The 22100-nt window shown below is 63.8% G+C and carries 21 protein-coding genes; 6 read left to right on the top strand and 15 right to left on the bottom strand.

Going from position 1 to position 22100, the window contains the following annotated elements; all coding sequences use genetic code 11:
* Window positions 1–59 precede the first annotated feature (59 nt).
* The gene (gene moaA / locus JOE60_RS06855; RefSeq protein ID WP_167264873.1) at window positions 60–1181 is read left to right on the top strand and encodes a GTP 3',8-cyclase MoaA; all 1122 of its coding nucleotides are present in this window, start codon (window positions 60–62) and stop codon (window positions 1179–1181) included.
* A gap of 4 nt (window positions 1182–1185) precedes the next feature.
* Window positions 1186–1452 (top strand): MoaD/ThiS family protein, encoded by a 267-nt coding sequence (locus JOE60_RS06850; RefSeq protein ID WP_167264872.1) that lies wholly within the window; start codon window positions 1186–1188, stop codon window positions 1450–1452.
* 13 nt (window positions 1453–1465) lie between these two features.
* Here the strand turns inward: JOE60_RS06850 and JOE60_RS06845 are convergent, their stop codons facing one another.
* The 7 genes from JOE60_RS06845 to truB all read right to left on the bottom strand — a co-directional run bounded on the left by JOE60_RS06845 (window position 1466) and on the right by truB (window position 8594).
* Window positions 1466–2809, bottom strand: a complete 1344-nt coding sequence (locus JOE60_RS06845) for a M16 family metallopeptidase (RefSeq protein WP_167264871.1) — start codon at window positions 2807–2809, stop codon at window positions 1466–1468.
* 81 nt (window positions 2810–2890) lie between these two features.
* Window positions 2891–5143, bottom strand: a complete 2253-nt coding sequence (locus JOE60_RS06840; protein WP_167264870.1) for a polyribonucleotide nucleotidyltransferase — start codon at window positions 5141–5143, stop codon at window positions 2891–2893.
* 241 nt (window positions 5144–5384) lie between these two features.
* Complete coding sequence (rpsO, locus tag JOE60_RS06835; RefSeq protein WP_011774281.1) at window positions 5385–5654, bottom strand: 30S ribosomal protein S15; 270 nt, start codon at window positions 5652–5654, stop codon at window positions 5385–5387.
* 118 nt (window positions 5655–5772) lie between these two features.
* Window positions 5773–6789, bottom strand: coding sequence for a bifunctional riboflavin kinase/FAD synthetase (locus JOE60_RS06830; RefSeq protein ID WP_167264869.1), 1017 nt, complete (start codon window positions 6787–6789; stop codon window positions 5773–5775).
* Window positions 6790–6877: 88 nt separating this feature from the next.
* Entirely contained in the window at window positions 6878–7318 is a 441-nt protein-coding gene (locus JOE60_RS06825) for a hypothetical protein (protein ID WP_167264868.1), read from the bottom strand.
* A 2-nt stretch (window positions 7319–7320) separates the two neighbouring features.
* Entirely contained in the window at window positions 7321–7674 is a 354-nt protein-coding gene (locus JOE60_RS06820; RefSeq protein ID WP_167264867.1) for a hypothetical protein, read from the bottom strand.
* Window positions 7675–7676: 2 nt separating this feature from the next.
* On the bottom strand, window positions 7677–8594 hold the full coding sequence (gene truB / locus JOE60_RS06815; RefSeq protein ID WP_204814861.1) for a tRNA pseudouridine(55) synthase TruB: 918 nt from the start codon (window positions 8592–8594) through the stop codon (window positions 7677–7679).
* Window positions 8595–8628: 34 nt separating this feature from the next.
* Between truB and JOE60_RS06810 the strand changes: the two genes are divergently transcribed.
* Complete coding sequence (locus JOE60_RS06810) at window positions 8629–9783, top strand: pyridoxal phosphate-dependent aminotransferase (protein WP_204814860.1); 1155 nt, start codon at window positions 8629–8631, stop codon at window positions 9781–9783.
* A 21-nt stretch (window positions 9784–9804) separates the two neighbouring features.
* Here the strand turns inward: JOE60_RS06810 and JOE60_RS06805 are convergent, their stop codons facing one another.
* The 6 genes from JOE60_RS06805 to JOE60_RS06780 form a co-directional block, all read right to left on the bottom strand.
* The gene (locus tag JOE60_RS06805) at window positions 9805–10287 is read right to left on the bottom strand and encodes a nucleoside deaminase (protein ID WP_167264864.1); all 483 of its coding nucleotides are present in this window, start codon (window positions 10285–10287) and stop codon (window positions 9805–9807) included.
* Window positions 10288–10420: 133 nt separating this feature from the next.
* Entirely contained in the window at window positions 10421–10876 is a 456-nt protein-coding gene (gene rbfA, locus JOE60_RS06800; protein WP_167264863.1) for a 30S ribosome-binding factor RbfA, read from the bottom strand.
* Window positions 10877–10952: 76 nt separating this feature from the next.
* A complete protein-coding gene (gene infB, locus JOE60_RS06795; RefSeq protein ID WP_167264862.1) occupies window positions 10953–13841 on the bottom strand; it encodes a translation initiation factor IF-2 in 2889 nt (962 codons plus the stop codon).
* Between the two features lie 152 nt (window positions 13842–13993).
* Window positions 13994–14335, bottom strand: a complete 342-nt coding sequence (locus JOE60_RS06790) for a DUF448 domain-containing protein (RefSeq protein ID WP_167264861.1) — start codon at window positions 14333–14335, stop codon at window positions 13994–13996.
* A gap of 197 nt (window positions 14336–14532) precedes the next feature.
* Entirely contained in the window at window positions 14533–15513 is a 981-nt protein-coding gene (gene nusA, locus JOE60_RS06785) for a transcription termination factor NusA (RefSeq protein WP_167264860.1), read from the bottom strand.
* Window positions 15513–16124, bottom strand: coding sequence for a ribosome maturation factor RimP (locus tag JOE60_RS06780; RefSeq protein WP_167264859.1), 612 nt, complete (start codon window positions 16122–16124; stop codon window positions 15513–15515). Before JOE60_RS06780 ends, nusA begins: the two co-directional genes overlap by 1 nt.
* Before the next feature lie 105 nt (window positions 16125–16229).
* Here JOE60_RS06780 and JOE60_RS06775 point away from each other — a divergent pair, with 105 nt between their 5' ends.
* From JOE60_RS06775 to JOE60_RS06765, 3 genes are read left to right on the top strand one after another with little or no spacing between them, the layout of a single operon-like run.
* Window positions 16230–17345, top strand: coding sequence for a DUF4439 domain-containing protein (locus JOE60_RS06775; protein WP_338112538.1), 1116 nt, complete (start codon window positions 16230–16232; stop codon window positions 17343–17345).
* Between the two features lie 52 nt (window positions 17346–17397).
* Window positions 17398–18126 carry a VIT1/CCC1 transporter family protein gene (locus JOE60_RS06770; protein ID WP_167264858.1) on the top strand — a complete coding sequence of 243 codons (729 nt, stop codon included), beginning with the start codon at window positions 17398–17400 and terminating at the stop codon, window positions 18124–18126.
* Window positions 18127–18160: 34 nt separating this feature from the next.
* A complete protein-coding gene (locus JOE60_RS06765) occupies window positions 18161–19174 on the top strand; it encodes an aminoglycoside phosphotransferase family protein (protein ID WP_338112537.1) in 1014 nt (337 codons plus the stop codon).
* A gap of 18 nt (window positions 19175–19192) precedes the next feature.
* On the opposite strand, the gene JOE60_RS06760 is transcribed toward JOE60_RS06765, so the two are convergent.
* Window positions 19193–19999, bottom strand: coding sequence for a sulfite exporter TauE/SafE family protein (locus JOE60_RS06760; protein WP_167264857.1), 807 nt, complete (start codon window positions 19997–19999; stop codon window positions 19193–19195).
* Complete coding sequence (locus JOE60_RS06755) at window positions 19996–21807, bottom strand: proline--tRNA ligase (RefSeq protein ID WP_167264856.1); 1812 nt, start codon at window positions 21805–21807, stop codon at window positions 19996–19998. The genes JOE60_RS06760 and JOE60_RS06755 overlap by 4 nt, the downstream gene beginning before the upstream one ends.
* Between the last annotated feature and the right edge of the window lie 293 nt (window positions 21808–22100).

Below are 22100 nucleotides of genomic sequence, written 5' to 3'. Positions count from 1 at the left end.
AAGAACTGGACAGTGTCATGGGTGTCACTGTTGTTGCCGCGGTGGCGTAGCCTGATTTTATGAGTGTTCAGCTGGGCATGCCTTCCGCCAGCGGCGCAGGCAACGATGCGTCCGTGCCACCGCCGCGCCCGGACGGCACGCCCGCCGGGCTGTGGGACCGTTACGGGCGCCGCGCCACGGATATGCGGCTCTCGCTGACGGACAAGTGCAATCTGCGATGTACCTACTGCATGCCTGCCGAGGGCTTGGAATGGCTGTCCAAGCAGGCAGTGATGACCCGGGAAGAAATCGTCCGGATCGTTGGTATAGGTGTGGCCGCACTGGGTGTGCGGGAGCTGCGGCTCACAGGCGGTGAGCCCTTGGTGCGCGCCGATCTGGCGGACATCATTGCCGATATCCGCGGCAACCACCCGGACCTTCCCATTTCCATGACCACCAACGGTGTTGGCCTGGACAAGAAGGCCGCGAAGCTCAAGGCTGCCGGCTTGACCCGCATCAATGTTTCCCTGGACTCCCTTCACGAGGAGACGTTCACGCAGTTGACGCGCCGTCCCTTCCTCGACCGGGTCCTGGCCGGCGTCGACGCCGCGTGGGCTGCAGGCCTGGGACCGGTCAAGATCAACGCCGTCCTCATGCGCGGTATCAACGACGCCGAGTCGCCGGATCTGTTGTCCTGGGCCCTGGACCGCGGCTACGAACTCCGTTTCATCGAACAGATGCCCTTGGATGCGGACCACGGGTGGACCCGCCGGGACATGATCACTGCCGCGGAAATCAGGGAGCTCCTCTCCCGCGACTTCGTGTTGAGCCCCGACGCGCGTGAACGGGACGGCGCACCGGCCGAACGCTTTGATGTCCGACGGCGGGATGATGCTACCGGCGCTGCGTCAGGTCCGGTTCTGGGTACCGTAGGCATTATTGCCTCCGTGACTGAACCGTTTTGTGCGGACTGCCGCCGGACACGCATCACTGCTGAAGGCAAGATCATGAGTTGCCTGTTCTCGCGCCAGGAGTTCGATCTCCTGGGGCTGTTGCGTGATGGCGCCACGGACGAACAGATTGCCGGGCGATGGCAGGACGCCATGTGGATCAAGCCCAAGGCGCACGGTATGGACCACACAGGTCTCGGCGCGGAGGACTTCGTCCAGCCGGACCGCAGCATGAGCGCAATCGGAGGCTGAACCTTTGCTTGTCCGTTACTTCGCTGCCGCACGCGCGGCTGCAGGTGTTGAGGAAGAGATTCACCGCCTGCCGGAAGGCACCAGTTTGACGACCCTTCTGGAGGCAGCCCTGGCAATCGAGCGGCCTTCGCCGCCGGACGGAACCCCGGAACTTTCACGGATCATGTCCCGCAGCAGTTTCCTTCGGAACGAAGTGGCCGTACGGGACCATTCCGTGCCGCTGGGCGCGGAGGACGTCATCGACGTCCTCCCGCCTTTCGCCGGCGGCTGAGGCCGCGAAAGCCCTAAAGGCCGAACGTTTCCGTTTCTTCGAACGGTCCCACAACGGTGATGGTCCGTGGCGCGGCCGCGAGTTCCCGGGCCAGTTCACGCACGTCATCCACGGTGACTGCCTGGATGCGGGCCAGGGTCTCGTCAATGTCCTGGAACTCGCCCGAGACCAGCTCGGCACGGCCCAACCGCGACATGCGCGAGCCCGTGTCCTCCAGGGCAAGGACGATACCGCCGCTGAGCTGACCCACGGCTTTCCTGAGTTCTTCTTCGGTGATCCCATCCTGGGCAAGCTTGTCCAGCTCGACTCCCAGAAGTTCGAGGACCTGGCGGACCTTGGATGGCGTGCAGCCTGCGTACATGCCAAAGTAGCCGGCGTCCGCATAGGCAGCAGTGAAGGAGTACGTGGAGTACACCAGCCCGCGCTTCTCCCGGATCTCCTGGAAGAGCCTGGAGGACATTCCGCCACCCAGGACCGCGTTCAGGACGCTCATGACAAAACGCCGGTCGTCGGTGGCAACTATCGTGGGGCAGCCCACGATGATGTTGGCCTGCTCAACAGGCCGTTTCACCACGTGGAGTCCTGAAGTGCCGGTGATGACGGCCCGGTCCGTTTGCCGGCGGTTCACGGGTTCCGCATCGGCGTCCAGGTTCCAGCCGGCGGCAGTCAAGGCGTCAAGCACCTGCCGGCAGACGTCGTCGTGGTCCAGTCCGCCTGCGGCAGTGATCACCAGCTCTTCCGGCCGGTAATACCGTTGGTAGTGCTCCCAGACAGAATCCCTGGCAACAGCCTTGATCGCGGCAGGGGTTCCGCCGATGGGACGGGCCAGGGGGTGGTCTCCCAGCACAGCGGCAACGAACTTCTCGTGTGCAACATCAGTGGGGTCGTCGCTGTCCATGGCGATTTCCTCCAGGATCACGTCCCGCTCCTGCTCCAGCTCCTGGGGATCCAGGACGGCGCCGGTGATCATGTCAGCAATCACGTCAATCGCCATGGGCAGATCGGTATCAAGCACCCGGGCAAAGTAGCAGGTGCTCTCCTTGGCCGTTGCAGCGTTGGACTCGCCGCCTACCTCGTCAAATGCGGACGCGATTTCCAGTGCCGTACGCCGTTTGGTGCCCTTGAACAGCAGGTGCTCCAGGAAGTGCGTGGAGCCGTGCTGGCCGTCGGCCTCGTCACGGGAACCAACAGCAACCCAGAATCCGATGGTCGCAGAGCGCTGGCCCGGCATCGCTTCGGTGAGCACACGTACGCCGCCAGGCAGGACGGAGCGTCGAACTACGGAGCCGCCCTCGGCGCCGTGGATCAATTCGCCACCGGGCAGGGTCTGCTTCAACGGCAAGGGTACGACAGTCATTAAGGCCTTTCGGGTTAAGGCCGGAAGGGCCGGTGGAGCTTTTTCAAGCCCACCGGCCCCGCCGGGTGTACTGCTGACAGACTACTCTGCGGACTCTTCCGCGGCCTCGGCCGGAGCGTCCTGGTCGGCTGCGCCTTCTTCCTCGGCCACTACCGGGGAGAGGGAGAGCTTGCCGCGGTCATCGATCTTGGTGATCTCGACCTGGACCTTCTGGCCCACGGAAACGACGTCATCAACGTTGTCCACGCGCTTGCCATTGGCCAGCTTGCGGAGCTCGGAGATGTGCAGCAGGCCATCCTTGCCCGGGGTGAGGGAAACGAAAGCACCGAAGGTGGTGGTCTTGACGACCGTACCCAAGTAACGCTCGCCGATTTCCGGAACCTGCGGGTTGGCAATGGCGTTGATCGCGGAGCGTGCGGCATCGGCAGACGGACCGTTGGTGGCGCCAATGTAGACAGTGCCGTCATCTTCGATGGAGATGTCCGCGCCAGTGTCTTCCTGGATCTGGTTGATCATTTTGCCCTTGGGGCCAATGACCTCGCCGATCTTGTCCACGGGGATCTTGACTGCGATGACGCGCGGAGCGAACTCGGAGAGCTCATCCGGAGTGTCGATTGCAGAGTTGATGACCTCGAGGATGTGCAGGCGTGCTTCGCGGGCCTGCTTCAGTGCTGCTGCCAGCACGGAGGCGGGAATACCGTCGAGCTTGGTGTCCAGCTGTATGGCTGTGACGAACTCGGACGTACCGGCGACCTTGAAGTCCATGTCACCGAAGGCGTCTTCGGCACCGAGGATGTCGGTGAGCGCTGCGTAGCGGGTCTGGCCGTCAACCTGGTCGGAAACCAGGCCCATGGCGATACCGGCAACAGCTGCCTTCAGCGGCACACCGGCGTTCAGCATGGACAGCGTGGATGCACACACGGAACCCATGGACGTGGAGCCGTTGGAGCTCAGTGCCTCGGATACCTGGCGGATGGCGTACGGGAATTCTTCACGGGTGGGCAGAACCGGCACCAGGGCGCGTTCTGCGAGGGCACCGTGTCCGATTTCGCGGCGCTTGGGGGAACCAACGCGGCCGGTCTCACCGGTGGAGTACGGCGGGAAGTTGTAGTTGTGCATGTAGCGCTTGCGCGTTACCGGCGACAACGAGTCGATCTGCTGCTCCATCTTGAGCATGTTCAGCGTGGTGACACCCATGATCTGGGTTTCGCCGCGCTCGAAGATCGCGGAACCGTGAACGCGCGGCAGAACCTCTACCTCGGCGGTCAGCTGGCGGATGTCCGTCAGGCCACGGCCGTCGATGCGGACCTGGTCCTTCAGGATGCGCTGGCGGACAACGTGCTTGGTGACGGAGCGGAAGGCTGCGGAAAGCTCCTTCTCGCGTCCCTCGAACTGCCCGGCGAGCGAGCTAAGGACTTCGTCCTTGAGCTGATCGGAGGCGTTGTCGCGGTCCTGCTTGTCAGCAATCTGGAAGACTGCTGCCAGCTTGTCTGCTGCTGCGGCTTCCACTGCTGCGTAGACGTCATCCTGGTAATCAAGGAAGACGGGGAATTCAACCGTCGGCTTGGCTGCGCGGCCGGCCAGGTCTGCCTGTGCATCGCAGAGAGCCTTGATGAACGGCTTGGCGGCCTCGAGGCCCTCGGAGACAACCTCTTCGGTGGGAGCGGTGGCGCCCTGTTCCTTGATGAGGTTCCAGGAGTTGTCCGTGGCTTCGGCTTCAACCATCATGATGGCGACGTCGTCACCGGTAACGCGGCCGGCAACGACCATGTTGAAGACGGCGTTTTCCAGCTGGGAGTGCTTGGGGAAAGCAACCCACTGCGAACCGTGCTCATCAGCGATGAGGGCAACGCGGACGCCGCCGATGGGGCCGGAGAACGGAAGACCGGAAAGCTGGGTGGACATGGACGAAGCGTTGATGGCAACGACGTCGTACAGTTCGTCCGGGTTGATCGCAAGAACGGTCACGACGATCTGGACCTCGTTGCGCAGGCCCTTGACGAAGGCGGGGCGCAGCGGGCGGTCCATCAGGCGGCAAGCCAGGATGGCTTCCGTCGAGGGACGGCCTTCGCGGCGGAAGAACGAGCCCGGGATGCGTCCGGCAGCGTACATGCGCTCTTCGACGTCAACCGTCAGCGGGAAGAAGTCGAAACCTTCGCGCGGCTGCTTGCCTGCGGTGGTTGCGGAGAGCAGTGCGGTGTCGTCATCGATGTAAACCATCGAGGCGCCGGCTGCCTGCTTGGCAAGGCGGCCGGTTTCGAAGCGAATGACGCGCTTGCCGAAACGACCGTTGTCGATAATGGCTTCGGAGAACTGGATTTCGGGACCCTCCATAGAGAGTCACCTCCGTTTCTGTTAGCGGAGATCCGCCGCATCAACCCAGGCCGCCTCTTTACTTCCGGCCTGTACTACACCCGGTCATCGATCGAGATCCACGGGCGCCATCGTCCAAGATGACCTTCCCGGGAATCACTACCGAGGACCGCGAATGCGCGATGCGGTTGATTCCTGTTTTTAGTTGTTGGTAAAGAAGGCGGCCCGTTCCGGACAGGACCGGGCCGCCCCAAAAAGCAGACTAGCGGCGCAGGCCGAGACGCTCGATGAGCGCACGGTAGCGGGCGATGTCAGTGTTCTTCAAGTAGGAAAGCATGCGCTTGCGACGACCAACCATGGCCAGCAGACCGCGCTGGGTGTGGAAGTCGTGCTTGTGCTCCTTCATGTGCTCAGTCAGATCTTTGATCCGCTGGGTCAGGACGGCAACCTGGACCTCGGGTGAACCGGTGTCGCCTTCAGTGGTTGCGTATTCCTTGATGATGGACTGCTTTACAGCGGCGTCAAGTGCCACGTGAACTCCTAGAGTTGTGCCGTGCGTCCCATGCAGCACCTCGCTGACGGGTTGCCCTGGGTGCGTTGCCACACACAAAACAGGTCCAGCTGCCACGGACTGCGGCCGGAACCAAGTTTCAGTTTACCGGCAGGTCCGCTGTGTTGTCGAAATGCCCTGCCCGGCCCGCCAGGAGCTCATGCGCCTGGGCCACGTCAAGGCACATTTGCTCCACCAAGGCTTCGGGCCCCCGGTAGGCAACCATGCCCCTGAGCCGCTGGGTGAATTCCACCGCGATCTTCTGTCCGTAGAGGTTGAAATCTTCGACGTTTTCTTCCGGACGGTCTATGACGTGCGCTTCCACCTGACGGCTCACGCCGTCGAAAGTGGGATTTGATCCGACGGAAATGGCGGCCGGCCATCGGGTCCCGGACTGGTCAATCAGCCATCCGGCGTAGATTCCGTCAGCAGGAACGTAGCCGGTGGAATCCGGAGACAGGTTTGCGGTGGGGAATCCAAGATCGCGTCCACGGGCTGCCCCGTGCACCACTTCGCCACGCATCCGGTGTGGCCGGCCCAGAACCTCCGCGGCCGTGACCACGTCCCCCTCGGACAGGGCTTCCCGCACCCAGGTGGAGGAGCAGCGGCGGTCGTCGTCGTCATCTGCCGGAGAGCCACCGGCACCGTACTCATTGACCACCTGCACACCGAAGCCCAGCCGTTGGCCCAGTTCCTGCATGGTGGTGACGTCACCGGAGTTTCCGGTACCGAACCGGAGATCGTGACCCACCACAACCTCCGTGGCGTGGAGTCCGTCCACCAGGACAACCCGGACGAACTCTTCCGGCGTCATGGCGGCCAGGTCCAGCGTGTAGTTCATGACCAGCACTGCGTCCACGCCTGCGTGGCCGAGTGCGTCGAGTTTGTCGTCGAGCCCCATGATCAGTTCCGGTGCAGCATCAGGACGATGCACCTGGGCCGGGTGGGGATCGAACGTGACTGCGACAGAGCGGATACCGTGCCGGGACGCCGCATCCGTCAGCTGGTTGAGGACATGCTGGTGGCCCCTGTGGACGCCGTCAAAGTTCCCAATGGTGACGGCAGTGGGTCCAAAGTCCCCGGGGACTTCGGTGGGATCGTGCCAGATGTGAACCATCAACCTCGCCTTACACTGCAGATGTTCGTTGCGCCCGGCAACCTCCCGGCGCCGGAACATTCTAAGGTTACCCGCATGGACGCAGAGCTCAGGACGGGCGTCGCTTGTTCAGCCACAACAGCCCCAGGATGGGCAGCACCAAGGGGACAAAGCCGTAGCCGCGTCCAAACAGCGACCATACGGTGTCGTGTGGGAAGGCCACGGGATCGAAGAGGCTGAGCGCGCCCACCACCAGGACACCAACAAGCTCGGTCAGGACAGCGGCCACGGATACTTTGAACCACGTGCGTCCGGGCTTGGCCAGGGACACGGTGGCCACAATGTAGACAATCGCGGCAAAGGCAGACAGAACATGCGCCAGCGGTGCTTCAGTAAACTTGGTGGCAATTTGGTAGCCCGCCCGGGCAGTGGCGGACAAGGCGAATACTGCATAGACCGCGATCAACAGCCTGCCGGGTCCGGTGTTGCGGGTATCGGTCCGGGGTTCCGGGGTGGTGTCGGTTCCAGTCACTTTGGGTTCTTCTTTCACGGTCAGTACCAAATCTGGTTCATGCGGGCGCCCATCACGAAGACCGTGATACCCACAGCTGCGAGGACAAAGTTGCTCCACCGGGTCCGCTCAAGGATGGCCCAATAGACCGCTCCCAGCGGGATCATCAACGCTGTGATCAGGTATCCCCAGAACTCCCACGGCTCTCCGGCAATCTGCTCCCCCATGATGACCCGGACGATCGAGCCCACCAAGTAGACCACCAGCACCACTTCAACTGCCAGCACCGAAAGGATGGTGGGATCGTTGGGAGCCTTCTTCATCAAGCCCGCCACCAGGCACATGAGCGTTGACACCAACCCGACAATCAGCAGGGCGTAGAAATAGCCATCCATGCTTACTTCCCCTGCCCTGTTCCGGGGGCAAAGACCAGCACGGGTTTCGCATGGGTGCCGGAGTCAGCCAGCAGTGCCACCAGTTCTCCCGACGGGGCGAAGGCTGCGGCCGGGTTGTCCGCCGTTGCCGCGCCGGGGCCGCCTGCAGGTACGCCTGCCGCGATCCGGCGGCCAAAGGAGATCTCGATTGCTTCTTCCTCACTCAGTTCGCGGTTGGGCATCAGCGCCCGTGCTGCGAGGGACATGTCCAGGACCTGGAGTTCTTCTGCGAGCTCCTCCAACGTCCTGGCCTGATCCAGGGAGTATGGCCCAACCTGGGTCCGTCGGAGAGCCGTCAGGTGGCCGCCGACGTCGAGCCCGTTCCCGAGGTCACGCGCCAAAGCCCTGATGTAGGTTCCGGAAGAACATTCCACGGTGACGTCAACGTCAACCACCCGCCCGCCGTCGGGCCTCCTGATGGCATGGACCTCAAAACGGTGGATGGTTACCGGCCGGGCCGCAAGCTTGACTTCCTCGCCGGAACGGACCCTGGCGTAGGACCGCTCACCGTTGACCTTGATGGCGCTCACACTGCTGGGGACCTGCTGGATGGGACCGGTCAATTCGGCGACGCCGGCGGCAATGGCCTCATCGGTGACGTCCGCGGCACTGCGGGCCTCGGTGACCTCGCCCTCGGCATCGTCCGTAATGGTGGCTTCGCCGAGCCTGATGGTGGCGGTGTAGGTCTTGGAGGTTCCCACAATGTAGGTCAGAAGCCTGGTGGCCTTGTTGATGCCGAGCACCAGAACACCCGTGGCCATGGGATCCAGCGTCCCCGCGTGGCCCACTTTCCGGGTACCGGCCAGCCTCCGCATCCGTCCAACCACATCGTGGCTGGTCCATCCCTGCGGTTTGTCAACGATTACCAGTCCAGAAAGCACGCTTACCAGTATATGGGTGGCTAGGATGGCTCCCATGCCTGAGCTTGCCGCGCACGTCCGCGATGTCCCCGTAAACCAGATCCGGGAAATCACCGAAGCCGCTTGGTCCACCCCGGGCGCGATCGTGCTGAGCATCGGTGAGCCGGGTTTCCCCCTCCCGCGGCACATCCTCGACGCCGGCATTGCTTGCCTTGACCGCGACGAGACCAATTACACACCCAATGCGGGCCTCCCGGCCCTTCGTGAGGCTTTTGCTGCACGCTTCAGGGCCACACAAGGCGTTCAGACCGGCGCAGAGCGGGTGTATGTGGTGGACGGGGCGCAGCAGGGCCTGCACTTCGCCATGAGCCTGCTCCTCTCCCCCGGTGATGAAATCCTCATTCCCAACCCCGGCTATCCGACCTTTGCCATGACCAGCAGGCTGCTTCATGCCGTCCCAGTGCAGTATCCGCTCTACCCGCACAACGACTTCCAGCCCCACATCGATGACATCGAAGCCCTGATCACCCCCCGCACCAGGGTGCTGATGCTCAACTCGCCCTCCAACCCGCTGGGTGCCGTGATCAGTCCGGATTCCGTCCGGCAGCTGGTGGAACTCGGGGTCCAGCACGACCTCTGGATCATCTCTGATGAATGCTACGAAGCCTTCACTTTTGACGTTCCCCACGTCAGCCCTGCCAAATATGACAGCGACGTTCCCGGACAAGCACGCGTATTCACCTCGTTGACGTTGTCGAAGACCTACGGACTGACGGGCCTTCGCATCGGCGCCCTGGTCTGCCCGCCGGGGATGGAGGCCATGATGAACAATGTCATGGAAGCGATTGTGTCTTGTGTGGCGTCCCCGTCCCAGTACGCAGCCCTGGCGGCCCTGACCGGACCACAGGACTACGTGTCCACCGCCCGGGACCATTACCGCAGCAACCGGGACGCGGCGTCGGCAGTCCTGGAGGCAAAAGGCATCCCATACCTGGGAGCTCAGGGTGCGTTCTACTTGTGGGCTGATGTTTCGCATGTCAGTCAGGGGGATGTCCGGACCTGGGTTCGCCGTTTCCTGGCTGACTCGGCTGTGGCTTTCGCGCCGGGAACCGCTTTCGGGTCCATTGGCGAGGGCTGGATCAGGATTGCGCTCTGCGGCAACCAGGCCGACTTGCTCGACGGCGTCGGCAGGCTCCCAGCCAACGTTTAGTTCCCGGGACCACCAGCAGGCCTAATAAGCCGTCCGGCGACCATGGTTCTTCCACGCCTCGAAAGGGTCCTCCGACGCCGAACGCCGGGTGTGCTCCACCGGGAGAATGTCCGGCCGGGTTCCCGCAAAGTACTCATAAAACAACGCATCATCGAATCCAGCCCGGGCTGCGCCATTCCTGTCTGCCGCAAAGAACACGCGGTCCACGCGGGCCCAGAGGGTGGCCGAGAGGCAGAGCGGGCAGGGCTCGCAACTGGCGTACAGGACAGACCCAGACAGGTCGAAGCTCCTGGTGGCTGCGCAGGCCCGCCGGATGGCAACCACTTCCGCGTGCGCTGTGGGGTCGAAGTCGCGGGTCACCCGGTTGACGCCCTCGTGGACCGATCCGTCCGGAGCGACCACGACGGCGCCGAAAGGGCCGCCGCCGTCGGCAACGTTCTTAACGGCCAGCCGTATGGCCAGGTCCAGGTAACCATCACGCTCATGAGCATTTAGCGCCGACATGCCTTGATCCTATCCAGCCGGCATTCAAAACCAACAGCAAAAGGCCGGCTCCCACTGACCATGATCTGGTCAGTGGGAGCCGGCCTTTCAGCAACAGCTCAGTGTGGAACGACGTGCCTGGAAGGCCTTGGACTCAGCGGTCGTCGTCGCCGTCGAGGTCTTCCCCGGCAGGGGCGTCGCTCTTGTACGGATCGGCATCGCCGGCCGGCTTTGCCCCGGCAGCCAGGGCGGCTACCTCGGCATCGCGACGCTTGGCCTCACGCAAAAGTTCCTCAAGGTTCGAGGCATTGACCGGGATCTGGTCGGCCACGAACTCGAGCGTGGGGGTCAGGCGAACGGTGATGTTGCGGCCAACTTCCTGCCGCAGCACCCCCTTGGCCTTCTCCAAGGCCTTGGCAGCATCCGTGTGCGCTTCCTCGTCACCAAAGACCGTGTAATAGATGGTGGCGTGCTGAAGGTCATTGGTGACGCGTGCGTCAGTGACCGTGATGGCTTCGACGCGCGGATCCTTGACCCTGCGGCCAAGAGCCTCGGCAACAACTACCTTGATCCGCTGTGCCAGCTTGGCAGCGCGTGCGGGATCAGCCATGACTTCCTCCTGGAAAGTAGAACGGGGACGGAACGGGTCCGCCGGAGATATCCGACGGACCCGAACCACATGGAACCTAGACGCGCGGCTTTTCGCGCATTTCGAAGGTCTCGATGATGTCGCCTTCATTGATGTCATTGAAGGAGCCAAGACCAATACCACACTCGAAGTCGGTGCGGACTTCGGTGGCGTCATCCTTGAAGCGCTTGAGCGTCTCAACGGTGAGGTTGTCACCGATGACCTTGCCGTCGCGGCTGACACGTGCCTTGGTGTTACGGCGGATGATGCCCGAGCGGACGATCGAGCCTGCGATGTTGCCGAACTTCGAAGAACGGAAGACTTCGCGGACCTCGGCGGTGCCGAGCTGGACTTCCTCGTACTCCGGCTTGAGCATGCCCTTGAGGGCCATCTCAATGTCGTCGATCGCGGCGTAGATGACCGAGTAGAAGCGCATGTCCACGCCTTCACGGTCAGCCAGTTCGGCAACGCGCTCAGCAGGCTTGACGTTGAAGCCGATGATGATGGCGTTGTCCACCGTTGCGAGGTTGACATCGTTCTGCGTGATGGCACCCACACCGCGGTGGATAACGCGCAGCTGAACGTCGTCGTCGCCAACGTCGATCTTGAGCAAGGCGTCTTCGAGGGCTTCCACGGCACCGGACACGTCACCCTTGAGGATGAGGTTGAGGGTGTCGATCTTGCCTTCGGCAACGGCCTGGTCGAAGTCTTCCAGGCTGATGCGCTTGCGGCGCTTGGCCAGTGCTGCGTTGCGGTCGGCTGCTTCACGCTTCTCAGCGATCTGGCGGGCCGTACGCTCGTCAGGAGTCACCAGGAAGGTGTCGCCTGCACGCGGCACGTTGGACAGGCCGAGGACCTGCACCGGACGGGACGGCAGCGCGATGTCCAGCGCCTCGCCGTTCTCGTCGAACATGGCGCGGACGCGGCCGTGAGCCGTACCGGCCACGATCGTGTCGCCCACAGCCAAGGTACCGGACTGCACCAGCACGGTGGCAACGGAACCGCGGCCCTTGTCAAGGTTCGCTTCGATGGCGATGCCTCGAGCGTCCTTGTCCGGGTTGGCGCGGAGATCCAGTGCGGCATCGGCCGTCAGCAGGACAGCGTCGATCAGTTCGTCGATGTTGAGGTTCTGGCGCGCTGAAACCTCAACGAACATGGTGTCTCCACCGTATTCCTCGGGAACCAGGCCGTACTCGGTGAGCTGACCCTTGACCTTGTCAGGGTTGGCGCCTTCCTTGTCGATCTTGTTCACGGCCACGACGATCGGCACGTTGGCCGCCTGGGCGTGGTTGAGGGCTTCAACGGTCTGCGGCATGACACCGTCATCGGCCGCTACCACCAGGATGGCGATGTCAGTGACCTTGGCACCACGGGCACGCATGGCCGTGAAGGCCTCGTGACCGGGGGTGTCAATGAAGGTGATGTCGCGGGCGTTGCCCTCGTGGACGTGGCTGATCTGGTAAGCACCGATGTGCTGGGTGATTCCACCGTGCTCGTCAGCCACAACGTTCGAGTTGCGGATGGCATCAAGCAAGCGGGTCTTACCGTGGTCAACGTGGCCCATGACGGTAACAACCGGCGGACGGGCCTCGAGGACGTCGTCGCCTTCGGCGTCGAGTTCATCCTGGATGTTGATGTCGAACTGGCCGAGGAGCTCGCGCTCTTCGTCTTCCGGAGAAACAACCTGGAGCTTGTAGCCGAGCTCAGCACCCAGCAGGCCGAAGGTGTCTTCGTCCAGCGACTGCGTTGCAGTTGCCATCTCACCGAGGTGGAAGAGCACGGTCACCAGCGATGCGGGGTTTGCATCAATCTTCTCGGCGAAGTCCGTAATGGAGGAACCACGACGAAGACGGATGATGGTTTCGCCGTCACCGCGGGGTACTGATACGCCGCCAAGTGACGGAGCACTCATCTGCTCCAGTTCCTGGCGCTTTGCACGCTTCGACTTGCGCTGCTTGCCACGGCCTGCGCCGCCCTTGCCGAAGGCACCCTGGGTACCACCGCGACCGCGGCCACCCTTGCCGAAGCCGCCGCCTGCGGGAGCTCCGCCACCGGTACCTGTACCGGGTGCGCCACCGGGACGTCCCGGTCCGCCACCCGGACGGCCTGCGCCACCGGGACGGCCTGCGCCACCCGGAGCCGGACGCTCAGTGCGGTTGGGCATCATGCCCGGAGTAGGACGGTTTCCGCCACCGGGACCGCCGGCGGGACGCGGAGCGCCCGGACGGGGTGCACCCGGACGCGGAGCGCCCGGACGGGGACCACCGGAACCTGCTGCGGGACGGGGTCCACCCGCACCAGCTGCGGGACGCGGACCACCGGGGCGTTCGCCATCATTGCGGCGTTCGCCACGGGGCATGCCCTGGGACGGTGCAAACGGGTTGTTGCCCGGACGCGGCGGACGATCGCCGTCGCCACCACGGCCGCGGGGCATGCCCTGGGACGTAGCGAACGGGTTGTTGCCCGGACGGGGGCCGCCGGGGCGGGGAGCCTGGCCACCTTGACGCGACGGAGCCGGAGTCTCTGCCTTGGGAGCAGGACGTGCACCGGGCTTGGCCGAAACCGGGGTGGATGCTGCAGGCGCCGCAGGAGCCGAAGCTGCCGGGGCGGACGCTGCAGGAGCAGCCGGGGTGGACGCTGCGGGAGCGGCCGGTGCCGGAGTGGGAGCAGCGGGACCCGGAGTGGGAGCCTTGGGTGCTGCCGGTCCGGGTGCGGGAGCAGCCGGACGAGATGTTGCGGGACGGCTTGCTGCGGGGGCAGCAGCCGGGGCGGGGGACTTTGCAGCGCCGGCGCCGGGGTAGGCGTCGCGAAGTTTCTTCACGACGGGGGCCTCGATGGTTGACGAGGCGGAGCGAACGAATTCGCCCAATTCCTGCAGTTTGGTTACTGCATCTTTGGAAGTAATACCGAGCTCTTTGGCGAGCTCATGTACGCGGACCTTGGCCACATTTCTCCTGTCTCGGTCCGCACCGAGCCAGGCACGAACCGTCTACTTCTTAATGCGGGCCCCGGCCGTTTGCACGGCGGAAAGGCCCTTTGCAGAGCGCAACAAAGTTGTCATCGTTACGCACTCATCGCTGGGAACTCATCGGGTTTCCATCAGTTTTCTGACCCGCTTTCAGGTTGGGACGGTTTGCCGGTGGCGGCTTGGGCCTCCACATGTGGCGCGCCCGGCATCAGGTAGCGTTCAACAGCACCCGCATCGGAAGCGCCCGCGAGGGCCCTGCCAAAAGCGCGCCGCTTGATCGCCAATGCCAAGCACTTTTCGCTGGGGTGCAGCCACGCACCCCGGCCGGGCAGCCGGCGTCGTTCATCCACCGCAACGGTGGACGGACTGTCGCCTTGGGCGACCAGCCGGATCAGTCCGGACCGGGAGCCTTGCTTCCGGCATCCAATACACGTTCGAACAGGGCCAGAGCCCCGTTCCAGCAGTTCAGCCACTACGTGTCCAACCTGCCTTCGTGCTTTTGGCGCCTGGCTACCCGTGAACTGCCCTTGCAGTCCGGGGCACGCCAAGGCGCGCGGATACCGGAGGTAAGCCCGGTTCTTTCTAGTCTAGCCCCCGGGCGCGGACTCCCGAAACCGGGAGCACCGCCCGCGCGGCGGCTGACCGGCGGCCGGAGCCGCCGGGTGGGACGCTATTCGGCCTTCACCGGGGCTGCGTCAGAGACGATGTCGATCCGCCATCCGGTCAGCTTTGCTGCGAGCCGCGCGTTCTGGCCTTCCTTGCCGATGGCAAGTGAAAGCTGGTAATCCGGCACAACAACCCGCGCTGAACGGGTGGCTTCGTCCGTGATGGTGACGGAATTCACCTTCGACGGCGACAACGAGTTGGCAATGAAGGTTGCCGGGTCCTCGTTGAAATCAACAATATCGATCTTCTCGTCGTTGAGTTCCGTCATGACGGCACGGACCCGCGACCCCATCTCACCGATGCAAGCGCCCTTGGCATTGATGCCGGGGGTGTTCGCCTTGACGGCAATCTTGGTGCGGTGTCCGGCTTCGCGTGCCAGGGCCACGATTTCCACAGAGTGGTCGGCGATCTCCGGAACTTCCATTTCAAAGAGCTTGCGCACCAACCCGGGGTGGGAGCGTGAAAGCGTGATGGAAGGACCCTTGGTGCCGCGGTGGACATCCACCACGAATGCGCGCAAGCGGCTTCCGTGGAGGTACTTCTCGCCGGGAACCTGCTCGGGCGGCGGCAACAGCGCCTCCACGGTACCCAGGTTGACCTGGATCATGTGCGGGTTGTTGCCCTGCTGGATCATGCCGGCCACGAGCTCGCCCTCGCGGCCCTTGAACTCGCCCAGCACGTTGTCATCTTCCACATCGCGCAGGCGCTGGAGGATGATCTGACGCGCAGTGCTTGCAGCAATGCGGCCAAAACCTGCAGGAGTGTCCTCGAACTCTCCGATGGGCTCGCCGTCGTCGTCAATCTCGGTGGCCCAGATGGTCACGTGGCCGCTCTTGCGGTCCAGCTCGGCGCGGGCCTTCTCAAAGGCACCGGGCGTCTTGTGGTACGCCACCAGCAAGGCCTGCTCAATGGTGGGAATCAGGAGATCCAGCGGGATTTCACGCTCACGCTCCAGGAGTCTCAGTGCGCTCATGTCAATATCCATTAGGCCTCCTCGGAAGGTCCGTTGTGCTCGTCTTCCAGCGCAGCCTCGTGGAGGTGGCTGAATTCAATCTCGACTTTTCCTTGGCGGATCCTGTCGAAAGGAATGGTGATGGGATCACCCTGCTTGGGCTTCATGCCCTTCTTGACCTCGTGCTCGGGGATCAGCGTCACGGCGTCATCCCCCACGGAGGCAATACGGCCCAGGAGGTTGTCACCCTGGATGATGTTGACCCTGGCCATGCGGCCCCGCGCGCGGTGCCAGTGACGGGGCTCGGTCAGCGGACGGCTGACTCCCGGGGACGAAACCTCGAGGTCGTACGGCCTGCCGTCGTCTTTGGGGTCGTTGTCAAGAATATCGGACAGGCCGCGTGAAACGTCTGCGATGGCGTCAAGGCTGACACCGCCTGTTTCTTCCTGCGGCAGGTCCACTACGACGTGGACGACGCGATGGGAACCCGCTACGTGGATGGAAACATCCTCCAGGTAGAGCCTGCTGGCGAGGACGGCCGGTTCAAGCAGCGCCTTGAGCCTGCTCTCTTCCGGGTTGTGGATGGTGGACGTTGGGTTCGATTCAGAACTGTCCGGTGAAGTCGTGGCTTCCGAGTCACTCACGTTGCCCGCCGCCTCCCGCTAGATGATGTTGTGACTACTAGACTAACGATTTTCGCGGGAACTTGGTGCACGGAGTCCTCTTCCCGCATGACACGATGGTGAGTTGTGAACGAGGACAGAAGCAAAAAACGGGGCTTTCCACCGGCGGGCCGCCTGGTCCTCGTGATGATCGTGGCGTTGCTGGTGGCGGGCACCGGAATGATCCTGATTCCGCGTGATTCCGGGAATCCAGCGCCGGTCCCCTTCTCCGAAATGGCCCGCGAAGCGGCCCTGCATGACGCGCTGAGCCTTCGGGAAACTGCAGCCGGACTTGCAGGGGCCGCTCCAAAAGCTCCGGAAGGCGCCACCGTGGATGACGCTGTGACATTGCTGACAACCCATGCCAGGGCCCTCCTTGATCCGGCTGGTTCCCCGGCGCCCTCCCCCTCGCTCCCGGCGTCTTCCGCTTCACCCCCGGCAACGGAATCCCCCACCACCCGGTCCACGTTCGCGTCCTCGCTCGCGGCCAGCGCCCGGCAGCGCCTGGCCGATGCCCGCGAAGCCGACGGCGGGATGGCCCGCCTGCTCGCTGCGATTGGAACCTCGCAGCTGATGGAGTCGGAAAGGCTCGCTGCGGCGTGGAAGGTAACGCTGCCCGACCCTCCAGCCTCCGGCAAGGGTACAACAGGCGCCGCTGCCTGGACCTGCCCATCCGGCAGCGCCTCCCCCTCCCCCATATCCGATGCCGGTTCCGATGCACGTGCCGATTCACGTTCCGGCGACGCATCGCTGGCTGCCGTTGTGCGTTCCCAACAGGAAGCCGTATACGCGTACCAAGTGGCCATGAAACGCCTGGATGGTCCGCAGTCGGCCCAGGCCGCAAAGAACCTGCAGTCCCACCAGAGCCTGCTGCGCCAGGCAGAGGACCTGGCACGGGCCGCCTGCGCAGACTCCCCTGCGAGCGAGCCAGGCTACCGGCTGCCTCAGGAGTTCACCGCCAACCCCGCAGGTTCGCTGGCCGCCGTCGAGGCCGCCGCCCTGCCCGTTTTTGGTGATGCCGTTGCATTCTCTTCCGGTACATCACGCCAGTGGGCCATGGACGGCTTGCTGTCAGCGGCCCGGCGAACCGTGCAGTGGGGCGGAACACTGCCTGCCTTCCCGGGGATGAATCTCGACGCCGGTTCCTTGCCACCGCTGCCGGCTGCCGGTACCGCAACACCCCAGGCAACCACAGCCGGATAGGGCAGCCTTTCCATGCTGGCCAAGGTGTGCACGGTGGTGCTTTTCTTGATCCATGGCCTCCACAGAACCTGCCACACTGCATGACAACGAGCCGCACCGCGATGACTTGGCCCAGCGCCTCAACTGGTTGCGGGCGGGCGTCCTGGGCGCCAACGACGGGATAGTCTCCGTCGCCGCGATCGTGGTGGGTGTAGCCGGCGCCACCACAAGTACCGGCAGCATCCTTGCCGCAGGCACCGCCGGGTTGGTCGGCGGTGCCATCTCCATGGCCCTGGGCGAGTACGTGTCCGTCAGCAGCCAGAGCGACACCCAGCGCGCGCTGATCGAAAAAGAGCGACTCGAACTCGCTGAGCAGCCCGAGGAGGAACTGGACGAGCTGACGGCCATCTACGAGTCCAAGGGACTGAGTCCCGCAACAGCCCGGGCCGTGGCGGAGGAACTGACGGAGCACGATGCACTGGCCGCACATCTTTCCGCCGAACTGAACATCCACGAGAACGACATCGTCAGCCCTTGGAACGCTGCGTTGGCATCCGCAGTGGCCTTCACCCTTGGCGCAATCCTGCCCATGCTGGCCATTCTTCTGCCCCCGGCGGACATGAGGGTTCCGCTGACCTTCGCCGCGGTGTTGGTGGCTCTGGCAATCACCGGAGCCTTGGGAGCATGGATAGGCGGCGCGCCCAGGCTCCGCGCTGCCGTCCGTGTGGTCATAGGCGGAGCCCTGGCGTTGGCTGCAACCTTCACCATCGGGACGCTTTTGGGCGCCAGCGGCGTTTTCTAGGAGCGGCACGAATTCCCGGCATTAGGCTGGGCCCGTGACCAGCCATGCGATCATCCCTATTCCGGCCGCCCTGCACAAACGGTACAACCGTGATTCTGCAGGGCGCGACTGGCTGGCAAGCCTGCCTGGGCTGATGGCGGCGGCAGCTGAGCGCTGGGACGTGACCGTGGACCTGCTCCCCGGGGAAGAACCGTGGCATGGCCATGGGGCACTGGTGATTCCGGTCCTGCACGCAGGACACCCCGCTGCCCTCAAGATCGCATACCCCCACGACCAAGCCCTGCTGGAGCGCCAGGCGCTCACCCTGTGGGACGGGCACGGAGCCGTGCGCCTGATTGCGGCAGATGCCTCGGATTGTTCGTTGCTGCTGGAACGTTTGGACCCTGACACCTCGCTGCAGGAAGCGTCCCTGGAGAACGCGCGCGACATCTGGGGCGGCATTGTCCGTGAGCTCTCCATCACGCCGGATGACCGATCCGAATGGCGGGGACTGGACCACGTAGCGGCCACAGCGGAGCGCTGGAGCGATGAGTTGCCCGCGGAGTGGGAACGTTTGGGACAGCCTTTCCCGCGGTGGCTCCTGGAGGCGGCACTTGAGGTCTGCCAGACCCGGGGGGCGGTGGGACGCCGCTCCGGCAAAGACGTACTGGTCCATACGGACCTGCACTTCATGAACATCCTCGCGGCCGGCGATAAGTCACCCAGGCACAGCCCCTATGTGGCAATCGACCCGCAGCCCCAAGTGGGTGAAGCCGAGTTCGCCGTGGCGCCGATCTTGTGGAACCGCATCGCGGACCTTCCACCCGGCAACCCCGCGGAGGCGCTGCGGGAGCGTTGCTCCGACTTCAGCTGCGCTGCCGGCCTTGATCCGGAGGTGGCGCGCCAATGGAGCATCGCCCGGGAAGTGGAGAACGCACTCTCCTTCACGGCGGAGGCGCGCACGGGCGATCGACACCGTTCATTGTGGGTGGCCAGCACCCTGGCCGGTCGGACCCTGGAGGGTCTTCCCAGTGCTCACGATTTACCCGGTCCCGGTGAATCGGACTGACAAGGCACTGGCCGGAACTTAGTTGCCCTTGGGGGCGAAGTTATCGTTCCACACGTCAATGCCGAGCTTGACGATCAGCGCTGCCACCACGATCAGGAAAACGATACGCACGAAACGGCTTCCCTTGGAGACGGCGGTGCGGGCGCCAAGGTAGCCGCCGGCCATGTTGGCGATGCCCAGGACCAGCCCCACGCCCCACAAGAGGGAGCCGTGCGGGAGGAAAAACATCAGCGCCCCTGCATTGGTGGCCATGTTGACGATCTTTGCCTTGGCGCTGGCTTCCAGGAAGGCGTAGCCCATGGCGGACACCAAAGCGATGACCAGGAATGATCCTGTGCCGGGCCCGATCAAGCCATCGTAAAAACCAATGACGGCGCCAATGGCGCAGGCAACAACGTAATGCTTGTGGCCCGAATGACGGAGAGCCGTCAGCTCACCGGCGCTGGGCCTTAGTGCGGTAAAGATGGCCACCGCGATCAGGGCCAGCACAATGATCGGTTTGAAGACACTGGCCGGCAGGGACGCAGCCAGGATTGCGCCGCCGAAGCTGCCGGCCAAGGCAATGACAGCCATGGGTACTGCGGTCTTCAGGTCGGGACCCACCCGGCGGTAATACGTCACCGTGCTGGTGGTGGTCCCGAAGATGGATCCCATCTTGTTGGTGGCCAGGGCCTGGACCGGTGTGATTCCGGGAACCAGCAGCAAGGCAGGAAGCTGAATCAGCCCCCCGCCTCCCACCACTGCGTCAACCCAACCGGCTGCGAATCCAGCCACCACAATCAAAATGAGTGTGGTGAGCTGGATCGATTCGAAGCCTGAAATCACCGGTTGCGTACGGCGTTGACCACGTAGTCCACGGCCTTGTCCACGGCGATGTTTTCCGCTTCCGACGAGCGACGGTCCTTGATTTCCACCACGCCGTCCACCAAGCCGCGGCCTACGGCCAGGATGGTGGGGACGCCCACAAGCTCGGCGTCGCCGAACTTGACGCCCGGGGAAACCTTGGGACGGTCATCGTAAATGACGTCCAGCCCGGCCGCCTCGAGCTCTTGGGAGAGCCGCTCGGCGGTGTCGAAAATCTCCTCGCCCCTGCCAACGGCCACTACGTGGACATCTGCCGGCGCCACGGAGCGCGGCCACACCAAGCCCTTGTCATCATGGTTTGCCTCCGCCAACGCGGCGACGGCCCGGGTGACGCCCACACCGTAGGAACCCATGGTGACAACTTGCTGCTTGCCGTTCTGGTCCAGGACCTTGAGGTCCAGGGCCTCGGCGTACTTGCGTCCAAGTTGGAAGATGTGTCCCATTTCGATGCCGCGTGCGGTCTCCAGAGGACCGGAGCCATCCGGGGCGGGGTCACCTGCACGGACCTCCGTGCTTTCAATGACACCGTCCCAAGCGAAGTCGCGCCCGGCAACCAGGCCGAAGACGTGCTTGCCATCGGCGTTCGCGCCGGTGACCCAGCTGGTACCGGAGACCACCCGCGGGTCAACCAGGAACAACACCTTGGACGATGCTTCGAGGCCCAGGACGGGCTCCTCCAGGGACAGTCCCGGACCGATGTAGCCCTTGACCAGCCATGGCAGCTTCTTGAGGTCCTCTTCATTGGCTGCTTCCAGGCCGATCTCACCGGCAATGGGCAGGAAGGAACCGATGTTGGCTTCAACACGCTTGAGGTCCACAGCGCGGTCCCCGGGAACACCGATGACCACAATCTGGCGCTCACCCGTGGGAAGCGTCACCGCGAGGACCACATTCTTGAGCGTGTCAGCGGCAGTCCATGCGCCGCCGTCGGAATCGCTGCGGGGAGCCATCTGGTTGGCAGCCTCCACCAAAGTATCGATGGTGGGAGTGTTGGGCGTGTCCAGAACGCGGGCCGCCGGGGCATTGGCAAAGTCAATCTCATCGGGGACAACCGTGGTGACCGCTTCAACGTTGGCGTAGTACCCGCCGGCGGAGCGAACAAAGGTGTCCTCGCCGATCTCGGTGGGGAACAGGAATTCCTCGCTCTTCGAACCGCCCATGGCGCCCGCCGTGGCAGCCACGGGAACAACCTCAAGGCCCAGGCGCTCGAAGATCTTCAGGTAAGCGGCGCGGTGGGCGGCATAGCTGGCGTCCAAACCGGCGTCATCAACGTCGAAGGAGTAGGAATCCTTCATGATGAACTCGCGGCCACGGAGGAGGCCGGCGCGGGGACGGGCCTCGTCGCGGTACTTGTTCTGGATCTGGTACAGGCTCAGGGGCAGGTCTTTGTAGGAGGAGTACAGGTCCTTCACCAGGAGCGTGAACATTTCCTCGTGCGTGGGTGCAAGGAGGTAGTCCGCGCCCTTGCGGTCCTGGAGCCGGAAAAGGCCCTCGCCGTATTCGGTCCAGCGGTTGGTGGCCTCATACGGTTCACGCGGCAGGAGCGCAGGGAAGTGCACTTCCTGGGCACCGATCGCGGACATTTCCTGGCGGATGATTTCCTCGACCTTGCGCAACACGCTCAGGCCCAACGGGAGCCAGGTGTAGATGCCGGGCGCCGCGCGGCGGATGTAGCCGGCGCGGACCAGGAGTTTGTGGCTGGCGACCTCGGCGTCGACGGGATCTTCACGCAAGGTGCGCAGGAATAACTGGGAAAGACGAAGGACCACGGGTGCTTTATCCGTTTCTTTGGCATGGCTGAAACAACTGCCTACTAATCTACCGGCTGCACAGAAGAGCCACGCCATCGCATGTGGAAGCCCCTGGCCCTGAAGGCTGGTCATCCTGTGATGGCGTGGCTCAACGGCCGGCCGGCCGCAGACTTGGTCCAGGGACTAGTTCCCCGTTCCCTCCAGCGGAACGGGATTCGCTGCGGCTGGGAAGCATTGATCATTGCCGAACTCACGGATGGTTTTGGCGCGCAGGGCGCCCATCAAGGTCAAAGTCACCAATTCCCCCTCTG

The organism is Paenarthrobacter ilicis (assembly GCF_016907545.1).
Classification (GTDB): Bacteria; Actinomycetota; Actinomycetes; order Actinomycetales; family Micrococcaceae; genus Arthrobacter; species Arthrobacter ilicis.
Note: the sequence above shows the minus strand (reverse complement) of the source record. Positions and strands in the feature narration are given on the sequence as shown.

What these genes read in the sequence shown, in the direction of transcription:
- JOE60_RS06805 (WP_167264864.1), bottom strand. Translation starts at nt 10,287, where the DNA reads ATGTCGGCGCTAAATGCTCATGAGCGTGATGGTTACCTGGACCTGGCC.
- JOE60_RS06820 (WP_167264867.1), bottom strand. Translation starts at nt 7,674, where the DNA reads ATGGATGGCTATTTCTACGCCCTGCTGATTGTCGGGTTGGTGTCAACG.
- rbfA (WP_167264863.1), bottom strand. Translation starts at nt 10,876, where the DNA reads ATGGCTGATCCCGCACGCGCTGCCAAGCTGGCACAGCGGATCAAGGTA.
- JOE60_RS06810 (WP_204814860.1), top strand. Translation starts at nt 8,629, where the DNA reads ATGCCTGAGCTTGCCGCGCACGTCCGCGATGTCCCCGTAAACCAGATC.
- moaA (WP_167264873.1), top strand. Translation starts at nt 60, where the DNA reads ATGAGTGTTCAGCTGGGCATGCCTTCCGCCAGCGGCGCAGGCAACGAT.
- JOE60_RS06845 (WP_167264871.1), bottom strand. Translation starts at nt 2,809, where the DNA reads ATGACTGTCGTACCCTTGCCGTTGAAGCAGACCCTGCCCGGTGGCGAA.
- JOE60_RS06770 (WP_167264858.1), top strand. Translation starts at nt 17,398, where the DNA reads ATGGCCTCCACAGAACCTGCCACACTGCATGACAACGAGCCGCACCGC.
- JOE60_RS06840 (WP_167264870.1), bottom strand. Translation starts at nt 5,143, where the DNA reads ATGGAGGGTCCCGAAATCCAGTTCTCCGAAGCCATTATCGACAACGGT.
- JOE60_RS06830 (WP_167264869.1), bottom strand. Translation starts at nt 6,789, where the DNA reads ATGGTTCACATCTGGCACGATCCCACCGAAGTCCCCGGGGACTTTGGA.
- nusA (WP_167264860.1), bottom strand. Translation starts at nt 15,513, where the DNA reads ATGGATATTGACATGAGCGCACTGAGACTCCTGGAGCGTGAGCGTGAA.